At 71.6% G+C, this 26,517-nt stretch carries 26 protein-coding genes and 1 tRNA gene; 15 read left to right on the forward strand and 12 right to left on the reverse strand.

The window, feature by feature from the left end:
* Nucleotides 1-99: 99 nt before the first annotated feature.
* From IE153_RS02640 to IE153_RS02675, 8 genes are all read left to right on the forward strand, one after another.
* Nucleotides 100-900, forward strand: coding sequence for a glycosyltransferase family 2 protein (locus IE153_RS02640; RefSeq protein WP_189588039.1), 801 nt, complete (start codon nt 100-102; stop codon nt 898-900).
* 319 nt (nt 901-1,219) lie between these two features.
* Nucleotides 1,220-3,094 (forward strand): glycosyltransferase, encoded by a 1,875-nt coding sequence (locus tag IE153_RS02645; protein ID WP_189588041.1) that lies wholly within the window; start codon nt 1,220-1,222, stop codon nt 3,092-3,094.
* Nucleotides 3,091-3,477, forward strand: coding sequence for a hypothetical protein (locus IE153_RS02650; RefSeq protein WP_189588042.1), 387 nt, complete (start codon nt 3,091-3,093; stop codon nt 3,475-3,477). The genes IE153_RS02645 and IE153_RS02650 overlap by 4 nt, the downstream gene beginning before the upstream one ends.
* Before the next feature lie 1,605 nt (nt 3,478-5,082).
* Complete coding sequence (locus IE153_RS02655; RefSeq protein ID WP_189588535.1) at nt 5,083-6,228, forward strand: glycosyltransferase family 2 protein; 1,146 nt, start codon at nt 5,083-5,085, stop codon at nt 6,226-6,228.
* Nucleotides 6,229-6,231: 3 nt separating this feature from the next.
* Entirely contained in the window at nt 6,232-7,344 is a 1,113-nt protein-coding gene (locus tag IE153_RS02660) for a GNAT family N-acetyltransferase (protein WP_189588043.1), read from the forward strand.
* Nucleotides 7,326-8,153, forward strand: a complete 828-nt coding sequence (locus IE153_RS02665; RefSeq protein WP_438817893.1) for a polysaccharide deacetylase family protein — start codon at nt 7,326-7,328, stop codon at nt 8,151-8,153. The genes IE153_RS02660 and IE153_RS02665 overlap by 19 nt, the downstream gene beginning before the upstream one ends.
* A gap of 1 nt (nt 8,154) precedes the next feature.
* The gene (locus IE153_RS02670) at nt 8,155-9,510 is read left to right on the forward strand and encodes a glycoside hydrolase family protein (RefSeq protein WP_189588044.1); all 1,356 of its coding nucleotides are present in this window, start codon (nt 8,155-8,157) and stop codon (nt 9,508-9,510) included.
* 84 nt (nt 9,511-9,594) lie between these two features.
* A complete protein-coding gene (locus IE153_RS02675) occupies nt 9,595-10,323 on the forward strand; it encodes a TetR/AcrR family transcriptional regulator (RefSeq protein ID WP_189588045.1) in 729 nt (242 codons plus the stop codon).
* Here IE153_RS02675 and IE153_RS02680 read toward each other — a convergent pair.
* The 3 genes from IE153_RS02680 to IE153_RS02690 all read right to left on the reverse strand — a co-directional run bounded on the left by IE153_RS02680 (nt 10,289) and on the right by IE153_RS02690 (nt 12,360).
* Nucleotides 10,289-11,113 carry a DUF427 domain-containing protein gene (locus IE153_RS02680; protein WP_189588046.1) on the reverse strand — a complete coding sequence of 275 codons (825 nt, stop codon included), beginning with the start codon at nt 11,111-11,113 and terminating at the stop codon, nt 10,289-10,291. The genes IE153_RS02675 and IE153_RS02680 overlap by 35 nt on opposite strands.
* Before the next feature lie 55 nt (nt 11,114-11,168).
* Nucleotides 11,169-12,152, reverse strand: a complete 984-nt coding sequence (locus tag IE153_RS02685; RefSeq protein WP_189588048.1) for an aldo/keto reductase — start codon at nt 12,150-12,152, stop codon at nt 11,169-11,171.
* A gap of 134 nt (nt 12,153-12,286) precedes the next feature.
* Nucleotides 12,287-12,360, reverse strand: a tRNA-Pro gene (locus IE153_RS02690).
* 98 nt (nt 12,361-12,458) lie between these two features.
* Here IE153_RS02690 and IE153_RS02695 point away from each other — a divergent pair.
* Nucleotides 12,459-13,031 carry a DUF309 domain-containing protein gene (locus IE153_RS02695; RefSeq protein ID WP_189588050.1) on the forward strand — a complete coding sequence of 191 codons (573 nt, stop codon included), beginning with the start codon at nt 12,459-12,461 and terminating at the stop codon, nt 13,029-13,031.
* A gap of 278 nt (nt 13,032-13,309) precedes the next feature.
* Complete coding sequence (cobF, locus tag IE153_RS02700; protein ID WP_189588052.1) at nt 13,310-14,080, forward strand: precorrin-6A synthase (deacetylating); 771 nt, start codon at nt 13,310-13,312, stop codon at nt 14,078-14,080.
* A 203-nt stretch (nt 14,081-14,283) separates the two neighbouring features.
* Here the strand turns inward: cobF and IE153_RS02705 are convergent, their stop codons facing one another.
* The gene (locus IE153_RS02705; RefSeq protein ID WP_189588054.1) at nt 14,284-15,024 is read right to left on the reverse strand and encodes a cobalt-precorrin-6A reductase; all 741 of its coding nucleotides are present in this window, start codon (nt 15,022-15,024) and stop codon (nt 14,284-14,286) included.
* A 216-nt stretch (nt 15,025-15,240) separates the two neighbouring features.
* On the opposite strand from IE153_RS02705, the gene IE153_RS02710 reads away from it, so the two are divergent.
* Entirely contained in the window at nt 15,241-16,041 is an 801-nt protein-coding gene (locus tag IE153_RS02710) for an HAD-IIA family hydrolase (RefSeq protein ID WP_189588056.1), read from the forward strand.
* On the opposite strand, the gene IE153_RS02715 is transcribed toward IE153_RS02710, so the two are convergent.
* Together IE153_RS02715 and IE153_RS02720 are read right to left on the reverse strand one after the other, a co-directional pair.
* Nucleotides 16,027-16,800 (reverse strand): sulfite exporter TauE/SafE family protein, encoded by a 774-nt coding sequence (locus IE153_RS02715; protein WP_142156972.1) that lies wholly within the window; start codon nt 16,798-16,800, stop codon nt 16,027-16,029. The two genes, IE153_RS02710 and IE153_RS02715, sit on opposite strands and share 15 nt — an antisense overlap.
* A 133-nt stretch (nt 16,801-16,933) precedes the next feature.
* On the reverse strand, nt 16,934-18,121 hold the full coding sequence (locus IE153_RS02720; RefSeq protein WP_189588058.1) for a thiolase family protein: 1,188 nt from the start codon (nt 18,119-18,121) through the stop codon (nt 16,934-16,936).
* A 185-nt stretch (nt 18,122-18,306) separates the two neighbouring features.
* On the opposite strand from IE153_RS02720, the gene IE153_RS02725 reads away from it, so the two are divergent.
* Genes IE153_RS02725 through IE153_RS02740 form a run of 4 tightly spaced genes read left to right on the forward strand, consistent with a single transcriptional unit; the run spans nt 18,307 to nt 20,086 of the window.
* Nucleotides 18,307-18,564, forward strand: coding sequence for a WhiB family transcriptional regulator (locus IE153_RS02725; RefSeq protein ID WP_189588060.1), 258 nt, complete (start codon nt 18,307-18,309; stop codon nt 18,562-18,564).
* Nucleotides 18,561-19,037 (forward strand): Dps family protein, encoded by a 477-nt coding sequence (locus IE153_RS02730; protein ID WP_189588062.1) that lies wholly within the window; start codon nt 18,561-18,563, stop codon nt 19,035-19,037. The genes IE153_RS02725 and IE153_RS02730 overlap by 4 nt, the downstream gene beginning before the upstream one ends.
* Before the next feature lie 52 nt (nt 19,038-19,089).
* Nucleotides 19,090-19,434 (forward strand): DUF3140 domain-containing protein, encoded by a 345-nt coding sequence (locus tag IE153_RS02735; protein ID WP_189588064.1) that lies wholly within the window; start codon nt 19,090-19,092, stop codon nt 19,432-19,434.
* A gap of 4 nt (nt 19,435-19,438) precedes the next feature.
* Nucleotides 19,439-20,086, forward strand: coding sequence for an HhH-GDP family DNA glycosylase (locus IE153_RS02740; RefSeq protein ID WP_189588065.1), 648 nt, complete (start codon nt 19,439-19,441; stop codon nt 20,084-20,086).
* Nucleotides 20,087-20,190: 104 nt separating this feature from the next.
* Here IE153_RS02740 and IE153_RS02745 read toward each other — a convergent pair whose 3' ends face one another.
* From IE153_RS02745 to IE153_RS02770, 6 genes are read right to left on the reverse strand one after another with little or no spacing between them, the layout of a single operon-like run.
* A complete protein-coding gene (locus tag IE153_RS02745) occupies nt 20,191-20,880 on the reverse strand; it encodes an SDR family oxidoreductase (RefSeq protein ID WP_189588066.1) in 690 nt (229 codons plus the stop codon).
* Nucleotides 20,877-21,758, reverse strand: coding sequence for a cupin domain-containing protein (locus IE153_RS02750; protein WP_189588067.1), 882 nt, complete (start codon nt 21,756-21,758; stop codon nt 20,877-20,879). The genes IE153_RS02745 and IE153_RS02750 overlap by 4 nt, the downstream gene beginning before the upstream one ends.
* Nucleotides 21,755-23,116 carry an amidohydrolase family protein gene (locus tag IE153_RS02755; protein ID WP_189588068.1) on the reverse strand — a complete coding sequence of 454 codons (1,362 nt, stop codon included), beginning with the start codon at nt 23,114-23,116 and terminating at the stop codon, nt 21,755-21,757. Before IE153_RS02755 ends, IE153_RS02750 begins: the two co-directional genes overlap by 4 nt.
* Nucleotides 23,117-23,157: 41 nt before the next feature.
* A complete protein-coding gene (locus IE153_RS02760) occupies nt 23,158-24,138 on the reverse strand; it encodes an alpha-ketoacid dehydrogenase subunit beta (protein ID WP_189588069.1) in 981 nt (326 codons plus the stop codon).
* A complete protein-coding gene (locus IE153_RS02765; RefSeq protein WP_189588071.1) occupies nt 24,126-25,103 on the reverse strand; it encodes a thiamine pyrophosphate-dependent dehydrogenase E1 component subunit alpha in 978 nt (325 codons plus the stop codon). Before IE153_RS02765 ends, IE153_RS02760 begins: the two co-directional genes overlap by 13 nt.
* Nucleotides 25,103-26,500, reverse strand: coding sequence for a M24 family metallopeptidase (locus IE153_RS02770; RefSeq protein WP_229828679.1), 1,398 nt, complete (start codon nt 26,498-26,500; stop codon nt 25,103-25,105). The genes IE153_RS02765 and IE153_RS02770 overlap by 1 nt, the downstream gene beginning before the upstream one ends.
* Between the last annotated feature and the right edge of the window lie 17 nt (nt 26,501-26,517).

Consider the following 26,517-nt stretch of genomic DNA (forward strand, 5'->3'; position numbering starts at 1 on the left):
ACCGCCCTTGACCTCAGGGGCAAATGGGGCAAGATGTATGTATACACCGTAAATATATGGCGTCATGCTCACGGCGCCGCACGCGGAGACATCGGCATCATGAACCACACGCACCAGCTCCCCGAGCTCCCCACCTCACACGCCCACACCAACGGTTCCGTGCACCCCATGCGCCGGGCCGGGGACCGCCCCCCGCCCCGAGCCACCGTGAGCCTGGTCGTCCCCGCCCGCGACGAGGCCCGCAACATCCCCTGGGTCTTCGAGCAGATTCCGGAATGCGTCGACGAGGTCATCCTGGTCGACGGCGACTCCGTCGACGCCACGGTGCACATGGCGACCCGGTGCCTGCCGACCGTCCGCCATGTCGAGCAGAGCGCCCCGGGCAAGGGCAACGCGCTGCGCACCGGCTTCCTCGCCGCGACCGGCGACCACATCGTGATGATGGACGCCGACGGCAGCATGCTTCCCGGGGAGATCCCGCACTACCTGCACTTCCTCGACAACGGCTTCGATTTCGTCAAGGGCTCACGCTTCATCGCCGGCGGCGGTTCACTCGACATCACTCCCGTCCGGCGACTCGGCAACCAAGTGCTGCTGACCGCCGTGAACCATCTCTACGACGCCAAGCTGACGGACTTGTGTTACGGGTTCTGCGCCTTCCGGCGGGACTTCCTGGACGACCTCGACCTGCACTCCTCCGGATTCGAGATCGAGACCGAGATGATCGCCCATGCGCTGCGCTCGGGGCTGCGCATCGCCGAGGTCCCGAGTCTCGAACTGCCCCGCCGCAGCGGGCGTTCCCATCTGCACGCCGTCTCCGACGGCCGCCGGGTGCTGAGGACGCTGCTGTCCGAACGGCCGGGCAAGTACACACCGACCGCCGCTCCGGGCAGTCGCTGAGCGGGACGTCGAACCACGACCCGGCATCCCCGAAGACATGGGTCCTTGCCAAGAGAGCACGACGGCACGCCACTTCGCCCTGCTCTCGGCAAGTAGCCGGGGCCAGGAGCTCATGATGGACTATGAGGTGACACCCCCGCCGCCACCCCAGAGCGCGACGGCGTCCAGCGTGCCGTATCTGCGAACAGGGCGCACGATCATCGCCGACCGCGTCAGCCGTATGCGTCGCCGGAGGTCTGGTCATGCAGCACGCTCGAACCCGCACCAACTCGTCGGAGCGAGTGTTGCGCACGGCGTCGATGTCGGGCGGGAGCCGTCGGTGAACGGCCGGCGTCGCGCCGCCGGCCTCGGAAAGGTCCAGGAGTCGACCAGCGCCGCCCTCCCGCCCACCACGAACGATGCCGGACCGGACGCATCACACGGCGCACCGCGCAAGTGGGCCCCGCCGGCCGGCCGGCCGTGGCTTCGGCGGGCCGGGCCGGCCACCTGGGCGGCATTCGTCGTGCTCCCCGCCTCGGTGACCCTCTGGCTGCTGTCCCTGCGCCACGTCGATCTGGACGCCATGGGCGATCTCGGGCTGCTCCAAGCGCTGCCGGTGCTCTTCTGGATCGCGGTGGGTCTGCTCCTCCTGGGGTTCTGCGTCGCCCTGGCCGGCCGGCGCACTCCGCACGGCTGCTTCGCGCTCTACGTGCTGGCCCTGATCGGGATGATCCACGCGACTCCCCCGCTCCTCTACCACGAGCTGCGGTACTCATGGGCGTGGAAGCATGTGGCCGTCGTCGACGCGATGCTCCGGCACAAGGGGGAGGTGCCGTATGCCGGCGGCTTCGACATCTACAACCAATGGCCGGGCTTCTTCCAGCTCAACGCCCTGATCCTGAGAGCCACCGGACTGGAGTCGCCCTTGGGGTATGCGGTGTGGGCCCAAGCCCTCGCCAACGTGTTGATGCTGGGCCCCATTCTGGTGATCTTCCGGTCACTCACCACCGACCGCCGGCTGATCTGGGGAGCGGTCTGGATCTACTACTCCTGCGCATGGGTGGGACAGGACTATTTCGCACCGCAGGCTTTCACCTTCCTTCTCTGCGCCTGCGTGATCGCCCTCGTCGTGAGGCAGCTGCCCTCGTCCCGGCTGCCGAGGCCGGATGCGCCAGGCGGGGGCTGGCCGCTTGGCCGGCTCGTCCTCGTGCTGGTGATCGAGGCCGCGATCGTTTCCTCCCACCAGCTGACCCCGCTGATGATGATCAGTGCCCTGGCGCTGCTCTCGTTCCCGAAACGCAACCGCAGGATCGCGTTGCCGGCGCTGGCCGGCGCGGTCGTGCTCACGGTCGCCTGGTACGCCACCGTGGCGAGACCCTACGTGTCGGAGAACCTCGCCGGCTTCGTCAGCGCACTCACACGACCCGAGGCCAACCTCTGGTCCGGTCTGAGCCGTCTCGCCGACGCCGCGCCGAGCCAAGTCATGGTGTCCTGGATCGACCGGGGACTGTCGGGCGGCGTCTTCCTCCTGGCCGCGCTGGCCCTCCTGACACGCACATGGACCAGGCGCACCCCTCTGCTGCCGCTCGTACTGTTTCCCCTCCCCCTGGCCCTCGTCAACGCCTACGGCGGGGAGATGATCTTCCGCGCCTACATGTTCGCGCTGCCCGCCGCCGCGTTTCTGATCGCCACCCTCCTGATGCCGTCCGGCAGGCGCCCGCAGGCCCGCAGGCCCGTCGTGGCCGTCCTGTTGGCGGCCATGCTCGGAAGCCTCTTCTTCGGCTACTACAGCAAGGAGGGGATGAACCACTTCTCCCGCGACGAAGTGGCCGCCACGCGGTATGTGACGACGAAGACCCCGCCCGGCTCCGTGATCATCTCAGTCACCTTCGCCGCGCCGGGCCTGGAGATGCAGTACGACCGGCACGAGCGCGCGGAGATCACCGAGGAGGGCCTGGGAGCCAAGCGGTTGCTGGTGAAGGACCCCCTGGCCGGTTTGGAGCCGCTGCTGAGGAGGGCGGGGAGCAAACCCGCCTACGTCCTCCTCAATCGCGCGCAGTACGAGGATGTGCATCTCAACGGGGAAATGCCTCCGGGGTTCATGGACCGCCTGGAGACGGACTTGGCCGGGTCGCGTGATTTCACACCGGTCTTCCGCAGCGACGACGCGGTCGTCTACCGGTACGACCCGACGACGGGAGGCGGTCGTCGATGATCGCGCTGCGTTGCCTGGTGGCCCTGTCCGGGTGGATCGCCCTCGCCGCGACCGGGCTCCCGGAGACGTCGCCCGCACGGCTGGTGGTCACCTCCCTCTTCCTCCTCGTCTGCCCGGGGCTGGCCGCCGTGCTCCTGTGGGCCGGAGAGTCGCTCACGCGCGGGACGGCTGGGGCGGCCCGCTTGCTGGAAGGCGCCCTCCTGGCCGGAGCCGTCAGTCTGTCCCTGACGGCGCTGGTGGCCGAGGCGCTGTTCCTGACGCACACGTTCACCCTCACCCGAGCCGTTCTGATCCTGGCGGTTGTCTGCTCCGCTCTGGTGCTGGCATCGAGCCTCCGCGGCGAAGGCCGCCGTGCGCACCGGGTGGCGGCCGGCAAGGACTGAGAACCCCGGAACGAGGCCCATTGACTAATGGTGCATGACGGATATTGTGTATCTATACATTGTAAACGTACAGCTGAGTGTTCAGCCCGCGCGGGCGATCACGGGGATTGAGGAGACACCGTGCATGCGCCACAGGGACTGCCGCCGCCCGAGGCGACGCGGGAGGTGACCGCCCCTTCCCCCCGGAACGCCGGACGTTCCTTCACCGCAGCGGCACGGACGAAGTGCGCGGCGGCCCTGCCCCGCGAGCCGCTGCTGCGCAACGGCCACGTCCTGGCCCTCAGTTCCATCGTCAACGCCGCACTCGGAGCGGTCTTCTGGGTGTGTGCGACCCAGTGGTACGACGACAAGACGGTGGGGCTCAACTACGCGACCGTCTCCGCCGCCACGCTGTTGTCCACGGTCGGGCAGCTCAACCTGTCCGACTTCCTGGTGCGTTTCGTGCCCTCCGCCGGGCGGCACACCCGTCGGCTCGTGCTCGCCTGCTACTGCGCCGGCATCACGTTCAGCGTCCTCGTCTCCGTGGGATTCCTGCTGCTGGTGCCCCGGATCGCACCCGACCTCGGCTTTCTGCTGCACCCGGTGACCGGCGCCTTCTTCGTGGCGTACACCGCCGGTTACGCCATCTTCTCCCTCCAGGACGGCGCCCTCACCGGGGTGCGGCGCCCCGGCTGGGTGGTGGCGGAGAACGTCATATTCGCCGCCGTGAAGATCCTTCTGCTGGCCGTGGGAGCCGCGCTGACGCTCTTCGCGGGGATTCTGTTGTCGTGGGCTGGGGCCCTCATCGTGGCTCTCCTCGTGGCCAACATGTATCTGCTGCGACGCGCTGTGCCCCGCCACGAACGGGAAGCGCCGGAGGCGAAGCGCCCGCGCCGCATGGTGGGATACGCGACCGCCGACTACCTCGGCTCACTGTTCCGGATGGCCGCCTACAGCTTGGTCCCCCTGCTGGTGCTGAACACACTGGGCCCGGCCCAGAGCGCCCACTACTCCCTCGCCTGGATCATCGGCTACGTCCCTTACCTGCTGGCGACCAACATGGGCAGCTCGCTCATGGTGGAGGCCGCCCACGCCCCAGGGCAGCTGGCGGCACACGCGTTCCGCGTGCTCCGGCACTCGGCACTGCTGATGGCGGCGTGCGCGGTGGTCATCATCGTCATCGCGCCGGAGCTCCTGGCCTTCTTCGGGCCCGAGTACGCCGAAGACGGCACGACGCTGCTGCGACTGCTGGCGCTGTCGGCGATACCGAACCTCGTCATGAGCCTGGCCGTCGACGTGGCGCGCATGCGGCGGCGGCTGCGGATGGTCGTCGGAGTGCAGCTGGCCCTGTGCTTCCTGGTACTGGGCCTGGCCGAAGTCCTTCTGCCTCGGCTCGGGCCGGCCGGCGGAGGGGCTGCCTGGCTGGTGGCACAGTCCCTGATCGCCGTCTGCCTCCTCATCCGGCGGAAGCGGTGGCTGCCGCCGACGTCACCGGCGGGAACCACCGGCCGGCACCCCACCCCGCAGACACCGTCCGAACCCGATCCGGTCGACACCCCCGAGCACCGGGAGGCGAACGACCTCGGCCCGGCGGCCGTACGCCAGGCTCGCACAAGGAGAAGCGCCATGGCCCGTACAGAGATTTCCGTGGTGATCTGTGTGTACACCGAAGACCGCTGGGAGGACATCCTCGCCGCCGTAAAGTCGGTGCGGGCGCAGACCCGGCCGGCCCTTGAGCTCCTGCTGGTCGTCGACCACAATCCCGCACTGCTCTCCCGGCTGGAGTCCGAGTACCGGAACCACGACAGGGCCGGCCCGGGACCCTCCGTCCGCATACTCGCCAACGCCGGCCCACAAGGTCTGTCGGCGGGACGCAACACCGGTATTGCCGCTGCCGAGGGCACGGTCATCGCCTTCCTGGACGACGACGCCGTGGCAGAACCGGACTGGCTGCTCCACATGGCGTCGGCGTACTCCGACCCCCACGTCATGGCGGTGGGCGGGCGCACGGTCCCGGCGTGGGCCTCCGGGCACCGACCCGTCTGGTTCCCGGAGGAATTCGACTGGATCGTCGGATGCGCCTACAAGGGTCTGCCCACAGGCCGGACACCCGTCCGCAACGTACTGGGCGGGAACTCCTCCTTCCGAAGGACGGCGTTCGACGCGGTGGGTGGTTTCGCCATCGGGATCGGCCGGGACGGCGACAAACGCCCGCTGGGCTGTGAGGAGACCGAACTCTGCATCCGGCTCACCCGGGCCCTGCCCGACGCCGTACTGCTGATCGACGACCGTGCCGTCATCCATCACAAGGTCCCGGCCGTGCGGGAACGCTTCCGCTACTTCCGCCGCCGGGCCTACGCCGAGGGCCTGTCGAAGGCCCGGGTCACACACCACGTGGGCGTCGGCAAGGGGCTGGAGACCGAACGCCACTACACGACACGCGTGCTGCCCGCCGGGATCTCTCGTGGACTCGGCGACGCGGTGCGGGGGCGGCGGGGCGGGGCGGGGCGCGCCGGGGCCGTCGTGACCGGAGTCCTTCTCGCGGCAGCGGGATACGCCGTCGGCACCTTCCGTGCACGCAAGGACAGTTCCCCGGACTGGGTCGTCCAGGCACCGTCCGGGGCAGCGCTGGGCACAGCGGCGGAATCGCCCCCCGGCATCACCCCGGCCGCCCGGAGAACGGCCACCGGGCCCGACGACAGTTTCCTGGTCGGCGCCGACCCTGCCACGACTCCGTCCGGGTACGGCCCTGCCACGATGAGAAGGACATGAGTCATGAACATCGACGTGTGCCGACCGGACGACCTGAGGGCAGCCGACCTTGCAGCCTGGACGGCCATACAGCGTGCCGCACCGCACCACGGCTCGTCGCAGATGGCGAACGCCTTCCTCTCCCCCGAATTCACCATGGCGGTGAGCCACTGGAGGCGAGATGTGCGGATCGCCGTCCTGCGTGAGGGCGGCCGCCACAGCGAGCCTGTGGGGTACTTCCCCTATCAGCGCACGGCGACGGGTGTAGGACGCGCCATAGGACTCGGCCTGTCCGACTGCCAGGGGCTCGTGCACCGGCCCGGTTTCCGCTGGGACGCCCGGGAGCTGCTGGCCGGTTGTGGCCTCGCCATCTGGGAGTTCGACCACCTGGCCGAGGGACAGTCGGCGTTCGAGCAGGCCGACTCCGAATCCTTCCCGTCCCCGGTGATGGATGTGGGGGACGGCTGGGACGCCTATATCGCCCAGCTCAGGCAGCGATCGGCGCGAGGAACCCGCACCAAACTGGCTCAGGAGCGCAAGCTCGCCCTGGCAGCGGGAGAAGTGCGTTACGTGCACGACGAGCGCGACCCCGCGGCGCTGCGCACACTGATGGAGTGGAAGTCCGCGCAGTACCGCAGGACCGGCCGCAGCGACCGCTTCGCGCACCCATGGATCACCGGGTTGGTGGAGGAGCTGTTCCACACCCGCACCGAGTCCTTCTCGGGGCTGCTCTCCGTCCTCTACGCGGGCGGTCGCCCGGTCGCGGCCCACTTCGGGCTGCGGACGGAGCACCTCCTGGCCTGCTGGTTCCCGGCCTACGATCCGGCCGTCTCGAAGTTCTCCCCCGGTGTCATGCTGCATCTGCGCATGGCCCGGGGAGCGGCCGAGGACGGGGTCGCCTATCTCGACCTGGGCAGAGGCCAGAGGCAGCACAAGGACTTCCTGAAGACGCGCGAGCTCTCCGTTTCGGAGGGCTGGGTGACCCGGCGGCATCCAGTCGCCCTTGCCCACCAAGCGCGCCGGGCCCCCGCCCGGGCACTGCGCAACACCGTCGTCTCACGACCGGAGCTGCGCAGGCCCGCCGACCGTCTGCTGAAGAGTGTGGGGAGGTTCCGCACATGGAGGAGCGCGTCGTGAGCTCGGGGATGCATCGCCCCGTACCCATCCTCATGTACCACGCGGTGACACACTCGCCCGCGCCGGCGATTCGCGCCTTGTCCGTCTCGCCCGATGCGTTCGCCGATCACATGCGGCTGCTCGACGAACGGGGGTTCACTCCGGTCACCACGGCTCGGCTGGGTGCGGCCTGGCGCGGCGGACCACCCCTCCCGCCACGCCCTGTACTGATCACGTTCGACGACGGGTACCGGGGGGTGCACGACCACGTCCTCCCCATCCTGCGCGAACTGGGATTCACGGCGACCGTCTTCGTCACCACAGGGTGGCTCAGGGGCCCGAACGAGATCGACGGGGCCGCCCTGGACACCATGCTCGACTGGGAGGAAGTCCGTGAACTCGCCGCGCAGGGGACGGAGATCGGCGGGCACAGTCACAGCCACCCGCAGCTGGATCAGTTGTCGGCGGGCGAGCTGTGCTACGAGGTGGAGTACTGCAAGGAGATCATCGCCGAGCGGCTCGGCTCCGCCCCTGCCTCCTTCGCCTACCCGTACGGCTACTCCAACCGCCGGGTACGGCAGGCGGTGCGCGCGGCCGGCTTCGCCCAGTCCGTGGCAGTGGGCAACGAACTGGCCGAACCACGGCAGAGCCCCTTCGCGCTGCGGCGGGTGACAGTGCGGCGCAGCACCGACCTCGAGGAGTTCGCCAGGCTGGCGGAGGGACGAGCCGTGCGGCTCAACTTCGCGGCCGACCGGGCTTTGACGAAGGGGCACGCCATCGTCCGCGGATCCCGCCGGCTCTTGCGGAAAGCTGCGGGGGCAGGCCTCTGAGATGGCGAGGCCGCGGGAGAGCTCGCGATCCGGGTGGCGGCGCGGAGCCAAGTCCAGCACGGTGGCCGCCGCAGCCCTCGCTGTCTGTCTGACCCTGGGGGCATGCACAGGGGGCGACGGCGGAGGGGCCGCCCCGCCCTCGCCTTCGCTCGGCTGGGGCCTGACGCACACGCAGTACAGCGCCGAGAACGGTGAACCGGCAGCGGTGGAGACGGCGCGGCAGGCTCTCTCCAGCCGATCACTCCCCCAGACGCAGCACATCATGGGTTGGGGCGCCGACAACCCCGAACCGGCCCCGGGCCGCTACGACTTCGCCACACTCGACGCCCGCATCGACCTCATCAGGAGGACCGGCGGAACGCCTGTCATCACCCTGTGCTGCGCGCCGGACTGGATGAAGGGCGGCAGGCCGGGCGACACGGACTGGTCTCGCGACGCTCTGGAAACCGCCCCGAGCCCGGAGCACTTCGACGATTTCGCCGCACTCGCCGCCACGGTCGCGAAACGCTATCCGGACGTCCGGCACTTCATCGTGTGGAACGAGTTCAAAGGGTTCTTCGACGAGGCGAAGAAGCGCTGGAACTACGAGGGCTACACCGACCTCTACAACAGAGTCTTCCGGACTCTGAAGAGGGTCAACAAGGAGAATTGGGTGGGCGGCCCCTATCTGAACATGGACAGTTTCGGCCCGGGCCGTACGACCTACGCATCACCTCTCCGGGGGCCGTGGGGCAGCGTCGACCGGCGCGTCCTCGACGCGTTCGACTACTGGAACACGCACAAGGCCGGGGCGGACTTCGTCGTCGTCGACGGCTCCAGCTACACCCACGACGACGAATTGCTGCCGGACCGGTTCCGAGCGGTGGACAAGTTCACGGCCGTCGGCCAATGGGTACGGGGGCGTACCTCGGCGCCTCTGTGGTGGGCCGAGTACTACGTCGAGCCGGGAGCGGACGGCGATCACGACCGCTGGAGTGAGCCGCTCCGAGTGGCCGTACAGGCGGCCGGAATGATCGCCATGGTCGAGGGCGGCGCGACCACCGGCTTCTACTGGAACCCGCAAAAACGCGGGGCACCGTGTGCGGGCTGCCTGTGGCGCAGCACCGAACTCACCGACGGCACGGGCGGCGAGGCCCTGCCGATGCTGGAGCTGCTGCGTCGTTTCGACACCGAGTTTCCGCCCGACACGCGCTATCGCACGGTCGACGTGACGGGAAGCGAGGCACCGCGGGTGCGGGTGCTCGGCGATGACGAAGCCACTCTCGCCGTCAACACACTGGACCGGGCCGTTCGGGTGGAGATCGACGGCCGGGCCGTCGATCTGGGCAAGTATCAGGTGCTGTGGCTGTGGCACTGAAGTTTAGGACGTACATTGACGTCGTACTCGCTCAGCGTCCTGCCAATGGCCGGCCCATTGGTGTTGTCAGCTCGGGAGGCATCCATGGCGCAAAGGAACGGGCGCAGTCCTGCCCGCCGCGCCAGCGACCGCGGCCGTTACGGCCGGCTGAGCAGGGAACGGGTGCTGGCCACCGCGCTGGAGCTGGTCGACCGTGAGGGCCTCTCCGCCCTGAGCATGCGCCGTCTCGGCACCGAGCTCGGCGTGGAGGCCATGGCGCTCTACCGGTACGCGGCGAGCAAGGACTCCCTGCTGGACGGGCTGGTGGAGGCCCTGTACCTGGAGCTGGAGGAGCGGCTGGCCGCCGACGGCGACGAGGACCCCGACTGGCGGGCCGGGCTGCACCGGATCGCCCGGGCGACCTACGCCGTGTGCCTGACGCATCCGCAGGCGGTGCCGCTGCTCGCCACGCGTCTGCTGGCGGTCCCGCTGGCCCGCAGGCCCGCCGCGGTCCTGCGGGATCACGAAAGGGTGCTGACCCTGCTGCGGGATGCCGGTTTCGACGAGTCGACCGTGGCCGACATGTTCCGCGCCTTCACGGCATGGCTGCTGGGCTATGTGTCCGTGGAACTCCGCCCGACGGTGGACAACCCGGACGAGACCGACCCGGCCTTCCGTCTCGGACTGCACCGGCTGTCCGCGAAGGAGCTGCCGACGCTGCGGGAGACGGCCGCCGCTTTGGCCGAGCAGGGCGGTCCGGAGGGCCTCGCGGCCGGTCTTGACGCCCTGCTCGACAGCTTCACGCGCGGCTCCGCCTCCGCAGCATCCGGCTGAACGGTGTGTCCGGCCGCTCCAGGCGCTCACCGTCCACCGTGATGTCGACGACCTCGTTGAAGAAGGCGACGCGCCCCTGGATCACCGCCACCGCGGGCAGCGGCTCGGGGTAGGTCCACACGAGGTTGGGCGGCACGTCGGCCTCGCCGCGCCACGACCAGTAGGCGGCGGTGCCCTTGTAGGGGCATCCGGTGTGGTGGTCGGTGGCGTCGAACAGGTCGAGGCGGACGTCCTCCCGGGGGAAGTAGTAACGGGTGGGCAGGGAGGTCTCGAAGAGCAGGACCGGGGCGTGGCTGTCCGCGACGACCTGCCCGTCGATCTCGACCTGCACGTGGCGGCTGCTCGGCAGCGCGTCGACGCGTTTGTGCGGGTCACGGGGGTGGATGAAGATCTCCTCGTCCTCCTCGTACCAGTGGTCGAGGCCCGTGTCGGTGCGCAGGAACCACTCGAAGGAGATGTGGCCGGCCAGGTCGTCGGCGGGGAAGGTCCAGGCCGCGTTCTCGCGCACCTCGCCCTCGGCGTCGAGGTCGTAGAAGACCCGGGAGCCGGTGTGGGCGCCCGTGGGCGGGCTCTTGGCCGGGCGGAGGAGGTCGGTGCGGACGTCCGCCCGGGGGAAGGCGTACTGCGGCACGGGCAGGTGGGGCTCCCAGACGAGCACCGGGTGCCGGCTGTCGACGACGGTGACGTCGCCCTTGCGGCCGCGCACCCAGCGCTCGCTGGGCTCCCATGTGAGGCCTTCCGGGGTGGTTCGGATCGAGCGGGCGGCGGGGTGGGCCGGGTGGGTGGTCATGGCCGGTGCTCCTTCCGGAGGTCCCGTTGCCTTTCCCCTCCACGGTCCCACGGTCTCAGTGCGCCGCGTCCAGCCGGGCGCGCTGCTCCGGGGACAGCTCGAGGTCCACGGCGGCCAGGTTCTCGTCCAGCTGGGCCACCGAGGAGACCCCGGCCAGCGGCAGGACGGGCAGTTCGCCGCCGATCTGCCAGGCCAGCACGACCTGGTTGACGGTCGCACCCGCCTCCCGGGCCACATCGCGCAGTACCGCCAGCCGGGCCGGGGTACCGGGGTGGTCGAAGTCGGCGGGGAGCCTCTCCGGCCGGGTGTAGGCGCCCTTCAGCAGCGGCGAGTAGGCGACCAGGGTCAGGCCGGGCTCGGCCCTGAGGTAGCCGAGCAGGTCGGGGCCGGCGTGGCCGAGGCTGCCGTCCGGGAAGAGGGCGTCGGGAACGTCGCTGCGGGGGCGCAGGTGGGTGTGCGCGTACTGGAGGACCTCGTAGCCGGGCAGTCCGGCCGCGGCGGCGAGGGCCCGGGCCCGTTCCACGCGCCAGACGGCGTGGTTGCTCACGCCGAGCAGTCCGACGGTGCCGTCGGCGGCCAGGGCGGCGAAGGCCTCGACGGTCTCCTGGAGCGGGACGGTGTGGTCCTCTATGTGCGCGTACAGCAGGTCCAGTTTCTCCAGGCCGAGCCGTTCCCGGCTGCGCTCGGCGGACTCGCGGATCACCTTGGCGGACAGGCCCTCGGGGTTGTCGGTGTAGCTGGTGCCGGGGGCCAGCGGGCGGGCCCCGAGCTTGGTCGCGATGACGATCTCGTCGCCGATGCCGCGGCTGCGCCGCCAGCGGCCGAGGAGTTCCTCGCTCTGGCCGCCCTGGCCGCCGTCGGCCCAGAAGGCGTAGTTGTCGGACGTGTCGATGAAGTTCCCGCCGGCTTCGACGTAGTGGTCGAGCAGGGCGAAGGACGTCGCCTCGTCCGTCACCGAGCCGAAGAGCATCGCGCCGAGCGCGAGGACGCTCACCTCGCGGCGGGTCGTGGGGTCCGTGCCGATCGTGCGGTACTTCATGAGTCGCTCCCTGAAGTCGGTCCCCGGTTCCGGGGCACGGAGGGAGTCAACGGCTTGGAGCGCTCTCGAGGTCAAGGGCGGACGCACAACGAAAAGGGCCCCGCAGGCATCGGCCTGCGAGACCCTTCACACCGTCGGGACGACAGGATTTGAACCTGCGACCCCTTGACCCCCAGTCAAGTGCGCTACCAAGCTGCGCCACGTCCCGGTGCGCGCCACCCGCGGTGAACCGCGTGATCGCGCGAACAGCACTTTACCCCACACCCCAGGCCGCGCCGAAAGCGGGCCGGGCGGGACAATCGGCGTATGGGCAGCACAGAAGAGACCGGCCCGGGCCGGCCGGGCGACGCACGGGATCGTGACAGTGAGGGGCGGGCGCGCAACGCCCGGCCCCGGGACGGTCTCGGCCGGCCCCTGCCGTATGACGCGGACGGCGTGCCCCGGCAGCCCGAGGGCGTGGTCCGCACCCCGGAGGAGACCGTGGCGGAGGCGCAGCGGCTGCTGGACGAGGGCAAGCCGTTCCACGCGCACGAGGTGTTCGAGGACGCGTGGAAGTCGGGGCCCGACGAGGAACGCGAGCTGTGGCGCGGTCTCGCGCAGCTCGCCGTGGGTCTCACGCACGCCGCCCGCGGCAATCTGACGGGCGGGGCGCGGCTGCTCCGGCGCGGGGGTGGCGCGGCGGAGGCGTGGGTCTCCGGGTCCGGGCAGCCCCGGCCGCACGGCATCGACGTGGCGAGCGTGGCCGCGTGGGCACGGGAGCTGGCCGGGGACGTGGAGCGGGAGGGCCGGGCCGTGGACGCGGGGGCGCGGGCGCCTCGGCTGCGGGGCGGGGGCTCGGGCGCTGAGCCGGGGGTCGATGGCGGGGGACCTGGGCGCTGAGCCGAAGACCGATGACAGGGCCCCGGACGCTGTGCCGCGGGCCGATGGCAGGGCCTCAGGCGCCGCGGGGACCTGGCCGCTGAGCCGTGGACCGGTGACAGGGCCCCGGACGCTGTGCCGCGGGCCGATGGCAGGGCCTCAGGCGCCGGTCCGGAGGCCGATGACAAGACTCCGGGCGCCGGTCGGGGGCCGATGACAAGACCCCGTGGCACTGAGCCGGAAGCCGGTGATCCGACCGCGGTGAACCCTGCCTCACCCCCGTGCGGCAGACTCGGGGCGTGCGAAAGATTCATGTCATCGGTATCGGCGCGGGCGACCCCGACCAGCTCACCCTCCAGGCGGTCAGGGCACTGCGGAGCACGGACGTGTTCTTCATCCTGGAGAAGGGCGAGGTGAAGGCGGACCTCACCGGGCTCCGCCGGGACATGCTCGACGCGCACGTGCCCGAGGGGACGTACCGCGTCGTCGAGGCGCGTGACCCGGAGCGGGACCGGAGCGCCGGCGGTTCGGCCTACTCCCCCGCCGTCGGGGACTGGCGCAGCGCCCGCGCCGACATCTACGAGCGGCTGATCGCCGAGGAGCTCGGCGAGGAGCAGACCGGCGCGTTCCTGGTGTGGGGGGACCCGTCGCTGTACGACAGCACGCTCGGGATCCTGGAGGAGGTGCTGGAGCGGGGCGCGGTGGCGTTCGAGTACGACGTCGTGCCCGGCATCAGCAGCGTCTCGGCGCTCGTCGCCCGGCACCGCACGGGCCTCAACCGCGTCGCGCGGCCCGTGCAGATCACCACCGGCCGGCGGCTGGCGGAGGGCTTCCCGGAGGGCGTGGACGACGTCGTGGTGATGCTCGACGCCCACCAGACCTTCCGGCGGTACGCGCAGGAGGACGTCGACATCTACTGGGGCGCCTACATCGGCACTCCGGACGAGATCCTCGTCTCCGGCCCGATCGCGGAGGCCGCCCCCCGCATCGAGCGGTTGCGCGCCGAGGCCCGCGAGCGCAAGGGCTGGATCATGGACACGTATCTGCTGCGCCGTCACCCCCGCGACTGAGGGGACCGGCGGCCACATCACCGGGCTCTCGTACGGCCGCTCCGGCCTGCGCGCGTAGCCCGCAGGTGTGCGGGTGACGACGTGACCGTCGCGGGCGAAGCCGCCCCGCCCGTCTCCAGCCGCCGGTGCTGGACGCCCGTCGTCGCACCATGGGCTGCCCCGCAGTGCGGAGAAGTCCCTCACGGTCGGCTCGTGTGAGCGCCCTAGTCGAGCCGCAACCGTTCCAGCACGCCCTCCACATCCGGTACCGCCGTCACGCCGTCCGGCAGCGGCGGCCGCCGTACGACCACGACCGGCACTCCGAGGTCCCGGGCCGCGGTCAGTTTGGCAGCCGTCGCCGCTCCCCCGCTGTCCTTGGTCACCAGGACGTCGACGCGGTGCTCGCACAGGAGGGCCGTCTCGCCGGGGACGGTGAACGGGCCCCGGGCGAGCAGCACATGAGTGTCGGGCGGCATCGGCGGCTCGGGGGGATCCACCGACCGCACGACGAAGTGGAGGCGCGAAAGGTGGGCGAAGGAGGCCAGGCCGAGGCGCCCGGTGGTGAGCAGCACCCGGTGGCCGAGGCGCGGGAGCAGGTCCGCGGCCGCGTCCAGTGAGGGGACGGAATGCCACCGGTCCCCGGGGCGGGGCCGCCACCCGGGGCGGCGGAGCACCACCGCGGGCACGCCGGTCTCGGCCGCGGCGCGGGCCGCGTTGGCCGTGATCGACTCGGCGAAGGGGTGCGTGGCGTCGACGAGCGCGTCCACACCCTCCGCCCGCAGCCAATCGGCCAGCCCCGACGCCCCGCCGAAGCCTCCGACGCGCACCTGCCCGTCGAGCGCCCCCGGCTTGGCCACGCGCCCCGCGAGGGACGTCGTGACGCGCACGCCGGGACGCGTGCACAGCGCGGCAGCCAGAGCTCGAGCCTCGGTCGTGCCGCCGAGGATCAGGACGTGAGGGGACACGACGTCGAGCGTACGAGGTCGGGTGCTGCGGTGCCGGGACGGGTGCCGACAGGCTGACGGGCAGCGGGACGGGTGGTATCGACCGGCTGACGGCAGCGGGAGTGGTGGTGCCGACCGGCCGACGGGCAGCGGGACTCGTGGTGCCGACCGGCTGACGGGCAGCGGGACGGGTGGTGCCGACCGGCGAAGGCCGCTCCCCGTGGTTATCGTCCTGGCATGGAGTCCGTGCGTGCCGTGCTCATCGACATCGACGGGGTGCTCACCGTCTCGTGGCGGCCGTTGCCCGGGGCCGTCGAGGCGTTGCGGGAGGTCCGGGAGGCCGGGTTCGGCGTCCTGCTGGTCACCAACACCACCTCCCGTACCCGGGCTTCGATCGCGAGGACGCTGGCGGAGGCGGGGTTCCCGGTGTCCGCGGAGGACATCCTGACCGCGCCCGCCGCCACCGCCGCGTACCTCGCCGAGCACCACCCCGGCGCCCGCTGCGCGCTGCTGAACAGCGGCGACATCGCGGAGGACCTCGATGGCGTCACCGTCGTCGAGGCGGGTGACACCGAGGCCGTGCCGGACGTCGTCCTGGTCGGCGGCGCCGGCCCCGAGTTCGGCTACGCGGCGCTCGACCGGGCCTTCGGCCATGTGCAGCGCGGGGCCCGGCTGGTGGCGATGCACCGCAACCTGTACTGGCGCACGTCCGAGGGGCTGCGCCTGGACTCGGGGGCGTTCCTGGCCGGGCTGGAGCGGGCCGCGCGGGTGGAGGCCGAGATCACCGGCAAGCCGGCGCGGGCGTTCTTCGCGTCGGCGCTCGCCCGGCTGGGCGTCGGCGCGCAGGAGGCGGTGATGGTCGGGGACGACGTCGAGTCCGACGTGCTCGCGGCGCAGCGCGCCGGGGTCACCGGTGTACTCGTGCGGACCGGGAAGTTCCAGCCGGAGACGCTGCGGGCCGCCGACGGCACGCCCGACCACGTGATCGACTCCTTCGCGGACCTTCCGGCGCTGCTGCGGGGGTCAGCGCAGCAGTAGTTGCAGACCGCCCACGACGGTCGCCGCGATGACGAGCTGCTCGAACAGCCGCTGGTTGATCCGGTGCACGGCCCACTTGCCGAACAGCGCGCCGGGAACGACGAACGCCACGAGCGCCAGGTCGAGGAGCAGCGACCGGCCGTCGATCAGGCCGAGACCCGCGCTGAAGGGCAGCTTGGAGACGTTGACGATCAGGAAGAAGAAGGCCGAGGTGCCGAGGAAGCCGAGCTTGCGGAAGCCGGCGGAGAGCAGGTACATCGACATCACGGGGCCGCCCGCGTTGGCGACCATGGTGGTGAAGCCGCCGAGGACGCCGTAGGAGCGGGCCTTGAGGCGGCCCGACCGGGTGGTGACCGACTCCGGCTCCTCCTCCTTGTCGGCCGTACGGCGGCGCCATACCGTCACGGCCGCCATCAGCAGCAGGATCGCGCCGATCGAGGTCCGTACGATCGCGTCGTCCGCCCAGAGCAGGAACACCGTGCCGACGACGACGCCCGCGGCGACGGCCGGGAACAGCCGCCAGAGCGTGGGCCAGTGGGCGTGCCGCCGATAGGTGGCGACGGCCAGGAGGTCCCCGGCGATCAGGATGGGCAGCAGCACGCCGGTGGAGGCGCGGGCGGGCAGCACGGCGGCGAAGATGGCGAGGCTGACCGTGTTGGCCCCGCTCACGGCGGTCTTGGAGAAGCCGACGAGCAGGGCCGCGAGGGCGAGGGCGGCGAACTCCCAGCCGGTGATGTGCCAGAGCGTCATGGTGTTCATGCGAACACTGATGCTATGTGCAACGAACAGGGGCCCGTAAGCGCTGTCTCGCCTGGTGGGCCGGGCCGGGTCGCCAGGGAGGTGCGACCGCCGCGAGGAGCGGTCGCCTGCCGCTGCGAGCGTGCGCCTGCCGCTAGGGCCGTTCGACGAGCATCGCGCTTCCCTGCCCCACCCCGACGCACATCGTGGCGAGCCCCCGGCCCGCCCCCGTACGCCGCATCCGGTGGAGCAGCGTCGTCAGGATGCGGGCGCCCGAGCAGCCCAGGGGGTGGCCGAGGGCGATGGCGCCGCCGCTGGGGTTGACCAGGTCGGGGTCGATGCCGAGCTGGTCCACGCAGGCCAGAGCCTGGGCGGCGAAGGCCTCGTTGAACTCGGCCTCCTCCAGGTCGCCGATGCTCCAGCCGGCTCGGGTCAGCACCTTGCGGGTGGCGGGGACGGGGCCGATGCCCATCACGTCGGGGTGGACACCGGCGGAGGCGCCGGCGACGTAGCGGCCCATGGACGTAAGGCCCAGGTCGTTCAGGGCGTCCTCGCTGACGAGGAGGAGGCCGGCGGCGCCGTCGTTCATCGGCGAGGCGTTGCCCGCGGTGACCGTGCCGCCGTCGCGGAAGACCGGCTTCAGCCGGGACAGCTTCTCGTACGAGGTGTCCTCGCGGACGCATTCGTCGGTGTCGACCACCACGCCGTCGGGGCGCTCCACGGGGAGGAGTTCGTCGTCGAAGTGGCCGTTCTTGCGGGCCAGCGCGGCGCGCTGGTGGCTGCGCAGGGCGAAGTCGTCCTGGCGTTCACGCGCGATGCCGTACCGCGCGGCGACCTCCTCGGCCGTCTCGCCCATGGCCAGCAGTCCGTGCAGCTCGCGCATCGCCGGGTTGACCAGGCGCCAGCCGAGGCGGGTGTCGGCGGTCTCCATGCGGTGCGGCAGCGCCTCGTCGGGGCGGGGCAGCACGAAGGGGGCGCGGCTCATCGACTCGGAGCCGCCGGCGATCACGATGTCGGCCTCGCCGGAGGCGATGGTGCGGGCGGCCGTGGTCACGGCCTCCAGGCCCGAGGCGCAGAGACGGTTCACGGTGGCCCCGGGCACGGAGTCGGGGAGGCCGGCGAGCAGCGCGGCCATGCGGGCGACGTTGCGGTTGTCCTCGCCGGCCTGGTTGGCGGCTCCCCAGTAGACGTCGTCGATCCGGGCGGGATCCAGCGCGGGCACACCGGTCACCAGGGCGCGGACGACGGTCGCCGCGAGGTCGTCGGGCCGTACCGAGGAGAGGGCTCCCCGCAGCTTGCCGATGGGGGTGCGGCGGGCGGCCGCGAAGTGGACGGGACGCACGAGAGGCTCCTCACGCCGCGCATCAACGCGCAATTAATTAGCACTGCTAGTTTCGGACTATAGACCCTCGCTCCGCCATCTGTGAAGATTCTGCGCCTCCCGGCGTTCCCCAGGGGTCATATCGCAGGCCGGACGACCCCCATGCGTCGCGTTTGCACCAGGACGCCCGGGGCACCCGCGCGTTCATGGAGTGGTTGCGGAGCGCCGCCTGCGTGGACGAGGACCCCGAGTTGTTCTTTCCCGTCGGCACCGCCGGCCCCGCCCTGCGTGACATGAGCGCCGCGAAGCGGGTCTGCGCGCGCTGCCCGGTGACCGGCCAGTGCCTGGACTTCGCCCTGGCGAGCGGTCAGGCCTCGGGCGTGTGGGGCGGCACCGGCGAGGACGAGCGCGACCGACTGCTCCGCACGACCAGGAACGACGCGAGAAGGAGAAGCGCCCTATGACGCCTGTGAGGAGCACACTGCCCGACGACGCCCGGAAGGTCGCCTGCGAGGCACTCCAGGACACCTTGGTGGATCTGCTCGGGCTCTCGCTGGTCGGGAAGCAGGCGCACTGGAACATCGTCGGACCGCGGTTCCGGTCCATTCACCTCCAGCTCGACGAGGTGGTCACGGCGGCGCGCGAGTTCGCCGACACGGTCGCGGAGCGGTCCGCGGCGCTCGGCGTCCCGCCGGACGGCCGTCCGGAGACCGTCGCCAAGGCCTTCACGCTGCCCTCCCCGCAGGAGGGCTGGGTGCGCGACTCGGACGCCGTGCAGGTGATGGTGGAGGCACTGCAGGAGGCGGTGGGCCGGCTGCGCGAGCGGATCGACGCGACCGAGAAGGCCGACCCGGTCACCCAGGACCTGCTGATCGCCATCACCGCGGAGCTGGAGAAGCAGCGGTGGATGTTCGACGCCGAGAACTTCCCCCGCTGACCCGCGGGGCGACGGCACAGGGCATCCGACGGACGTACGGAAGGGGCAGGCGATGACCGACGCCCTCGAACTCGACGCGCTGTGGGAGGACTTCCACCGCGTGGTGAACATGACCTCGCAGGAACTCGCGGCCTGGCTGCGGGTCCGCGACGCCGACGAGACCACCGAGCCGCTGCCGGACCAGGCGGGCTCCGCCACCGGACAGCACGTCCTGGCGATCCTCCAGAAGCGGCGCACCGACCTGACCGAGGACGACCTGCGCGTGATGCGGAAGGTCGTGGAGACGGTCACCGACCAGGTGGATCCGGAGAACGAGCCCGAGCCCGAGGTGACGGCGGAGGACACCCGCCGCCGGCACCGGCTGATGACGGTCGGGCACGACCCGCTGCGGGGATAGGCCCGTGAGCCGCCGGGAGCGCGTCGTACGGGAACTCGTCGGCGCGCACGGCCGGACGTACGCCGAGGAGGCGGGCATCGCGCTGAAGGACACCCCGCAGCCGCTGTACCGGCTGCTGGTCCTGTCCCATCTGCTCAGTGCCCGCATCCGCGGTTCGATCGCGCTGGCCACCGCCCGTGCCCTGCACGAGGCGGGGCTGCGCGATCCGCGGCGGATGGCGGAGGCCTCCTGGCAGGAGCGAGTGGACGCGCTGGGCCGGGGCGGCTACCGGCGGTACGACGAACGGACGGCGACCCAGCTCGGGGAAGCCGCCGAGCTGCTGAACGACCGGTGGGGCGGCGACCTGCGGCGGCTGCGCCGGGAGGCGGGCGGCGAGGTGCCCGAACTGCGCCGCCTGCTCCAGGAGTTCCCCGGCATGGGCCCGGCCGGCGCCGGCATCTTCCTGCGCGAGGCGCAGAGCGTCTGGCCGGAGGCGGCCCCCTGCCTGGACACCAAGGCCCTCCAGGGCGCCGAGCGGCTGGATCTGCCCCAGGACCCCGGGCGCCTCACCGAACTGGCCGGGGACACCGATCCGGCCGTGCTCGCCGCCGCGCTGGTACGGGCGGCGATGGACAAGGAGGTCGTGCGGGACACGCTCAGCCGCGCCGGATGAGCGGCCCCGACACCCGAGCGGCCGGCCCTTCACCCGAGCAGCCGGGCCTCACCCGGGCAACCGCCCTCACCCGAGCAGCCGGGCCTCACCCGGGCAGCCGGTCCTCACCCGAGCAGCCAGCCCCCGTCCACGGTCAGTTCGACCGCGTTCACCGACCGGTTCCGCAGCAGGAAGGCCACCGCGTCGACCACGTCGGCCATCGCGGCGAGCCGCCCCGTGGGAGTCTCGGTGCGCAGCGTGGCCAGGACCTTCTCCGGCTTGGCCTGCCAGTACGGGCTGTCCCCTACGACACCGGGATGCACGGCGTTGACCCGCACGGGAGCGAGCTCCACGGCGAGGGAGTTCATCAGGCCGCGCACCCCCGCGTTGACCGTCGCCACCGTCGTCGCGCCCGGATAGGGTCGTTCCTTGGCCTGGCCGCCGAAGAGCACGATGGCGCTGTCGTCGTGCAGCCGGCCGCGCAGCGTGTGCACGACCTCGGTGTAGCCGACGAGTTTGAGGGTGACCAGCCGCAGGGCGGCGTCGATGTCGTACTCGGTGACCTTGTTGTCGTCGCGCGAGACGCCCGCGATGACCAGGTGGTCGACACGTCCCATGTCGGCCAGGGCCGCCGCGATCTCCAGGGGCCGTACCAGGTCGAGGGCGAGTCCGCGCGCGCCCACCTCCTTCGCGACCACGTCGGCGCGCTGGGCGTCGCGGCTGGTGAGCACCACGTCGTCCCCGCGCTCGGCACATGTGCGGGCGAATTCGAGCCCGATCCCGGACGTTCCGCCGACGACGAGCACACTGCTCATGACTTCTCCTCCAGTGCCGCGCGCAGGTAGTCCCAGTCCCGCGTGAATCGGTACGAGTGCCGCGACGGCGGTTGCGGCGCCTGCGTCTCCAGCCAGCGCAGGGGTCCCCGCCCCGCGTTGACGAAGCCGTGCACGCATCCGGCGCCCGCCCAGGCCAGGTCGCCGGGCTCCAGCCGGTACCGCTCGCCGTCGAGGGTGGCCTCCGCGACGCCCTCCAGGATCAGATACGTCTCCTCGAAGGGGTGGTCGTGGGTGCCGATGATCCCGTCGGACGCGTACTGCACCATGAACATCGTCGAGGCGACCGCGCCCAGGTCGCCGTCGATCATCATCTTCACCGTGATCCCGCTGTAGACCAGCAGCGCGGTCCGCATGCTCGCCGTGGCGGCCAGCAGGTCCTGGGACTGTTTGCCCGGATCCATCTGGGCGGGCTCGAAGTGGCCGAAGGCGCGGGTGCGCGGGTCGCGGACGTCGACCCGGGCCGGCTCGCGCGCGGGCAGATCCGGCACGGCCTGGGTGTCGTGTCCGTAGCGGGCCCGCGGCACGGGGGCCAGCATGTCCGCCCAGCGTCCGCCGGTGCTCCCGGCCCCGCGCCAGGCGTGCGGGACGCCGGTCGGCAGCAGTCCGTGGTCGCCCTCCTCCAGCAGGTACGAGCCGTCCGGCAGGTCGAGGATCAGCGCCCCGTCGAGGACGAAGAAGGTCTCCTCGTACGAGTGCAGATGGGCGGGCACCCGGCCGTCGGGCCGCAGTTCGCACAGGCCGAAGCCGGTGTGGACGCTGCCGTCGTCCTCGCCGACCAGCGCCCTGCGCCGGTGGCCGTGGCCGTCGTACGGCGGCTCGGGCAGGTCGGCGGCGTGGCGCACCAGGTGGTTCGTCATGCCGGTGCCCTCGCCCCCTTGGCCTCCTTGGCCTCGAGGAGCCGGTCGCGGGCCTCGCCGACGAGCCGCAGGGCGCGTGCGGTGTCGCCGAGGAGCCGGCCGTCGCGTTTGTGGATCACGCCGTCGACGAGGACGGTGTCCACGTTGGAGACGTCGGCGCACAGGGTCACCGCGGCCACCGCGTCGTGCACCGGGGCGACGTTCACAGCGGTGGCGTCGATCGCGACGATGTCGGCGCGCTTGCCGGGGGTCAGGGAACCCGTACGGTCCTCGAGACCGGCGACGTGGGCGCCGTTCAGGGTGGCGATCTCCAGCATCTGACGCGCTGTCAGCATGTTGCTGGGGACCGGCATGTTGGACTGCCAGCAGTCGGCGTTGACGCGGGCGCGTTCGGCGCCGAAGGCCGCGCGGATCTGGGTGAACATGTCGCCGGGCACGGTGGTGACGACGTCGATGCTGAGCGCGGGCCGCAGGCCGTACTCGATGGCCTGCATCACGGGCGGCCAGCCGTGCCCCATCTGGAGCTCCACCTGCGGCGCGACCGACACGGTGCCGCCGCTGTCGGCGACCATCCGCCACTCCTCCCCGCTGAGGTGGCAGCTGTGGACGTAGGTGGTGTCCGGGCCGAGCAGCCCCAGGTCGTGGAGCTGCTTCACCATGCCGAAGCGGCCGGCCAGCCGTCCCATGGCCACGTGCACGGTGATCGGGAGGCCCAGCTCACGCGCCATGGCCCACTCGGCCGCGACGACCTCGTCGACGCAGAAACCGGGGCCCCGGGTGGCGAGGCCCATGGTCAGCAGGCCGTCGTCGGACGCGAAGTGCGTCGACCGGATCCGCCGTACGTCGTCCGCCGGGATGGCGATCCTGCTCTCGAACCAGTACTCCGCGAGGGAGGTGTTGGCGCTGCCGTACGCGTACTGCGCCCGGATGCCGGACTCCGCCAGGCCCTGGATCGCCGCGTCCGGGTGCTCGGGGGTGTTGTTGATGTGCGACCAGTCGACGAGCGTGGTGATGCCCGCGTTGAGGCACTCCAGTGCGCCCGCGAGGTTGCCCGCGTACACGTCCTGCGGGGTGTACAGGGGTGCGAAGGTGTCGAGGATGTCGACGAAGTAGTCGTCGAGGGTGGCGTCGGGGGCGACGCCCCGGATGGGTGCCTCCCAGGTGTGGCGGTGGGTGTCGACGAAGCCGGGGATCACGATGTGTCCGCTCATGTCGAGGACTTCGGCGTCGGCGCTGATCTCGGGCTCGACGGCCGTGATCCTGCCGTCCTCGATCAGGACGTCCCCCTGGGCCAGGTCCCCGATGCCCGGGTCCATCGAGATCACGTGACCGGAGCGCAGCAGTGTCCTTGTGGTCATCGCGCTTCCTCCCATGGGGTGTTCGGTGGCGGATGTGCGGCTCAGTACGCGGCGAGCCTGCGGACCTCCGTGACGACCTTGTCGACGGTGGGGATGACCTGCTGCTCCAGCGCGTCGGCGAACGGCAGCGGGACGCACTCCCCCGCCACCCGCCGCACGGGCGCGTCCAGCAGACCGAACCCCTCGTCGGCGACGACCGATACGACGGTGGCGCCCCAGCCGCCCTGGTACGGGTTCTCCTCGACGGTGACGAGCCGGGAGGTCTTGCGCAGCGAGGCGAGGACGGTCGCGGCGTCCAGCGGGACCAGGCAGCGCAGGTCGACGACTTCGGCCTCGATGCCCTCCCCGGCCAGTACGCCGGCGGCCTTCAGGGCCAGGGGGACCATCGAGGCGAGCGCGACGAGCGTGATGTCGCCGCCCTCGCGGACGACGGCGGCCCGGCCCAGCTCGACGACGTGACCGGGCGGGGGCGGTGGGCCCTTGGTCGCGAACAGCCCCTTGTGTTCGAAGAAGACCACCGGGTCGTCGCTGCGGACGGCCGCGGCCAGCATGCCGATGACGTCGGCGGGTGTGGCCGGCGCCGCGATCTTCAGCCCGGGGACGGTCAGGACCCAGTTCTCGGTGGCCTGGGAGTGCTGGGCGCCGAAGCCGAGTCCGCCGCCGTTGGCGGTGCGCACGACGAGGGGCACGGTCACCTGGCCGCCGGTCATGTAGCGGACCTTGGGGATCTCGTTGGCGAGGTAGTCCCAGCAGCAGGCCAGGAAGTCGGAGAACATGATCTCCGCGACGGGCCGCATCCCGGTCATGGCGGCGCCCATCGCCGCGCCCACGATGGCCTGTTCGGAGATGGGCGTGTCCCACACCCGCTCGGGTCCGAACTCCTCTCGCAGGCCCGTGGTCGTCTTGAACACCCCGCCGGCCGCGGCGATGTCCTCCCCGAGGCACACCACCGACGCGTCCCGCCGCATCTCACGGGCGATGCCCTCGGCGACCGCGTCCCGGTAGGTGATCACGTCCGCCATGCGGCACCTCCGTCGGCCCACACGTCGGTCAGTGCCTCGCGCGGATCGGGCGGCGGCGCCGCCTTCGCCGCCTCCACGGCCCGTTCCACAACGGCCCGGGCCCGCTCGTCGGCCTCGGCGACCGTCTCCTCGCCCACGCCCAGCCCGGCCAAGCGCCCCCGTGCGAGGTCCAACGGGTCGTGCTTCAGCCAGCGTTCGACCTCCTCGGCCGGGCGGTAGGCCGCCGGGTCGGCGCGGCTGTGCCCGAAGTGGCGGTAGGTCTCGGCCTCCAGCACGGCGGGCCCGTCTCCGGCCCGGGCCCGTCGCGCGAGCCGCCCCACCGCCTCCTCGACCGCCACGACGTCGTTGCCGTCGACGACCTCGCCCGGGATGCCGTGGGCGGGGGCCCGGTCGGCTGCGGGGTGGGGCACGGCCGTGACGTCGGCGATCGGCGTGTACTCCATGTACAGGTTGTTCTCGCACACGAACAGCACCGGCAGCCTCCACACGGCGGCCAGGTTGAGGGACTCGTGGAAGGCGCCGATGTTGGTCGCGCCGTCGCCGAAGAAGGCGACCGCGAGCTGCTCGGTGCCGCGCAGCCGGGCCGACCAGGCCGCGCCGACCGCCATCGGGAGGTGCGAGCCGACGATGGCGTACGAACCGAGCATGCCGGTGGCCGCCTTGGTCAGGTGCATGGAGCCGCCCTTGGCCCCGCACAGCCCGGTCGCCCGGCTCATCAGCTCGGCGAGGCACTCCTCGGGTGTGGCGCCCCGGGCGAGGGCATGGTGGTGCCCCCTGTAGGTGGCGAACACATAGTCGTCCGGGCGCAGGGCGGCGCTCGCCCCCACGGCGATCGCCTCCTGCCCGGCGGCCAGGTGCGTGGTGCCTTTCACGAGGCCCTGGAGGAACAGGTCGTGGGCGGCCTTCTCCGTCCGGCGGATGACGTTCATCCGCTCGTACCGGTCGAGGAGCGCGCCGGCGTCCATCAGCGGTCCCCGTGGGTCGTCCGCGGGCCGTGCCGGGTGGGCGCGCGTGAGCGCTCCCCGGTGTCCGCCCGCGCGCGGTCCCCGGTGTTGAGGTGGGACTGCGCCTCGCGGCGGGTGTTCAGCTCGCCGCCCACCGTCCAGTACTTGCGCCCGGCCACCAGCAGTTCCTCGGCGGGGAACTTGGTGATGACCTCGCAGCCGTCGGCGGTGACGACGACTTCCTCCTCGATCCGGGCGGCGGACCAGCCGTCGGCGGCCGGCCAGTACGTCTCCAGGGCGAACACCATGCCCTCTTCGAGGACTTCGGGGTGGTCCAGGGAGACCAGCCGGCTGAAGATCGGCTTCTCCCAGATCGACAGGCCGACGCCGTGGCCGTACTGGAGGGCGAAGGCGGCGGTCTCGTCGGCGAAGCCGAACTCCTCGGCGCGCGGCCAGACCCGCACGATGTCGGCGGTGGTGGCGCCCGGCCGGACCAGCGCGATCGCCTCGTCCATGTACGCCCGGCAGCGCACGTACGCGTCCCGCTGCGCCCGCGAGGCGCTGCCCACGGCGAACGTGCGGTAGTAGCAGGTGCGGTAGCCGAGATGACTGTGCAGGATGTCGAAGAAGGCCGGGTCGCCGGGGCGGATCAACCGGTCGCTGTAGACGTGCGGGTGCGGCGAACAGCGCTCGCCCGAGATGGCGTTGACGCCCTCGACGTACTCGCTGCCGAGGTCGTACAGCACCTTGCTGACCACGCCGACGCACTCGTTCTCGCGCACGCCCGGGCGCAGGTACCCGTACAGCTCCTCGTAGGCCGCGTCGACCATGGCGCACGCCTGGGTGAGCAGGGCGATCTCGTCGCCGGTCTTGATGCGGCGGGCCTCCAGGAAGACCTGCTGACCGTCGACGACGTCGATGCCCTCGGCGCGCAGCGCGGCGAGGACCGGCATCTCGGCGACGTCGACGCCGAGGGGTTCGCCCGCGAGCCCGTGGTCGCGCAGTTCGGTGGCGATCTTGGCGGCCACGTCCTCGGCGATCCCGGCGTCCGGATGGAAGGCGCCGCGCAGGGTGGAGATGCCGGCCCGGGCGCCGGTGGGCGGGCCGCCCTTGCCGTCGCTGTAGTCGAGCCACGGGTTGTACAGCTGGTGGTGGCGGGCGGCGGAGCCGAAGTCCCAGACGACCGGTTCGCCGTCGCGCACCAGCAGGGCGAAGCGGATCAGCTTGTCCATCGCCCAGGTGCCGATGTGGGTGGCCGTCATGTAGCGGATGTTGGCGAAGTCGAAGCTGAGCACCGCGCCGAGCTCGGAGCGGTTCAGGGACTCGTGCAGCCGGGCCAGCCGCTGCCCGCGCAGCCGGTCCAGGTCGATGCGCTCTTCCCAGTCGACGGCGTTGGGTCCATATGTGCGGATCGCCATGGCGACCACCCCCACTT

This window comes from Streptomyces massasporeus (assembly GCF_014648995.1).
Classification (GTDB): domain Bacteria; phylum Actinomycetota; class Actinomycetes; order Streptomycetales; family Streptomycetaceae; genus Streptomyces; species Streptomyces massasporeus.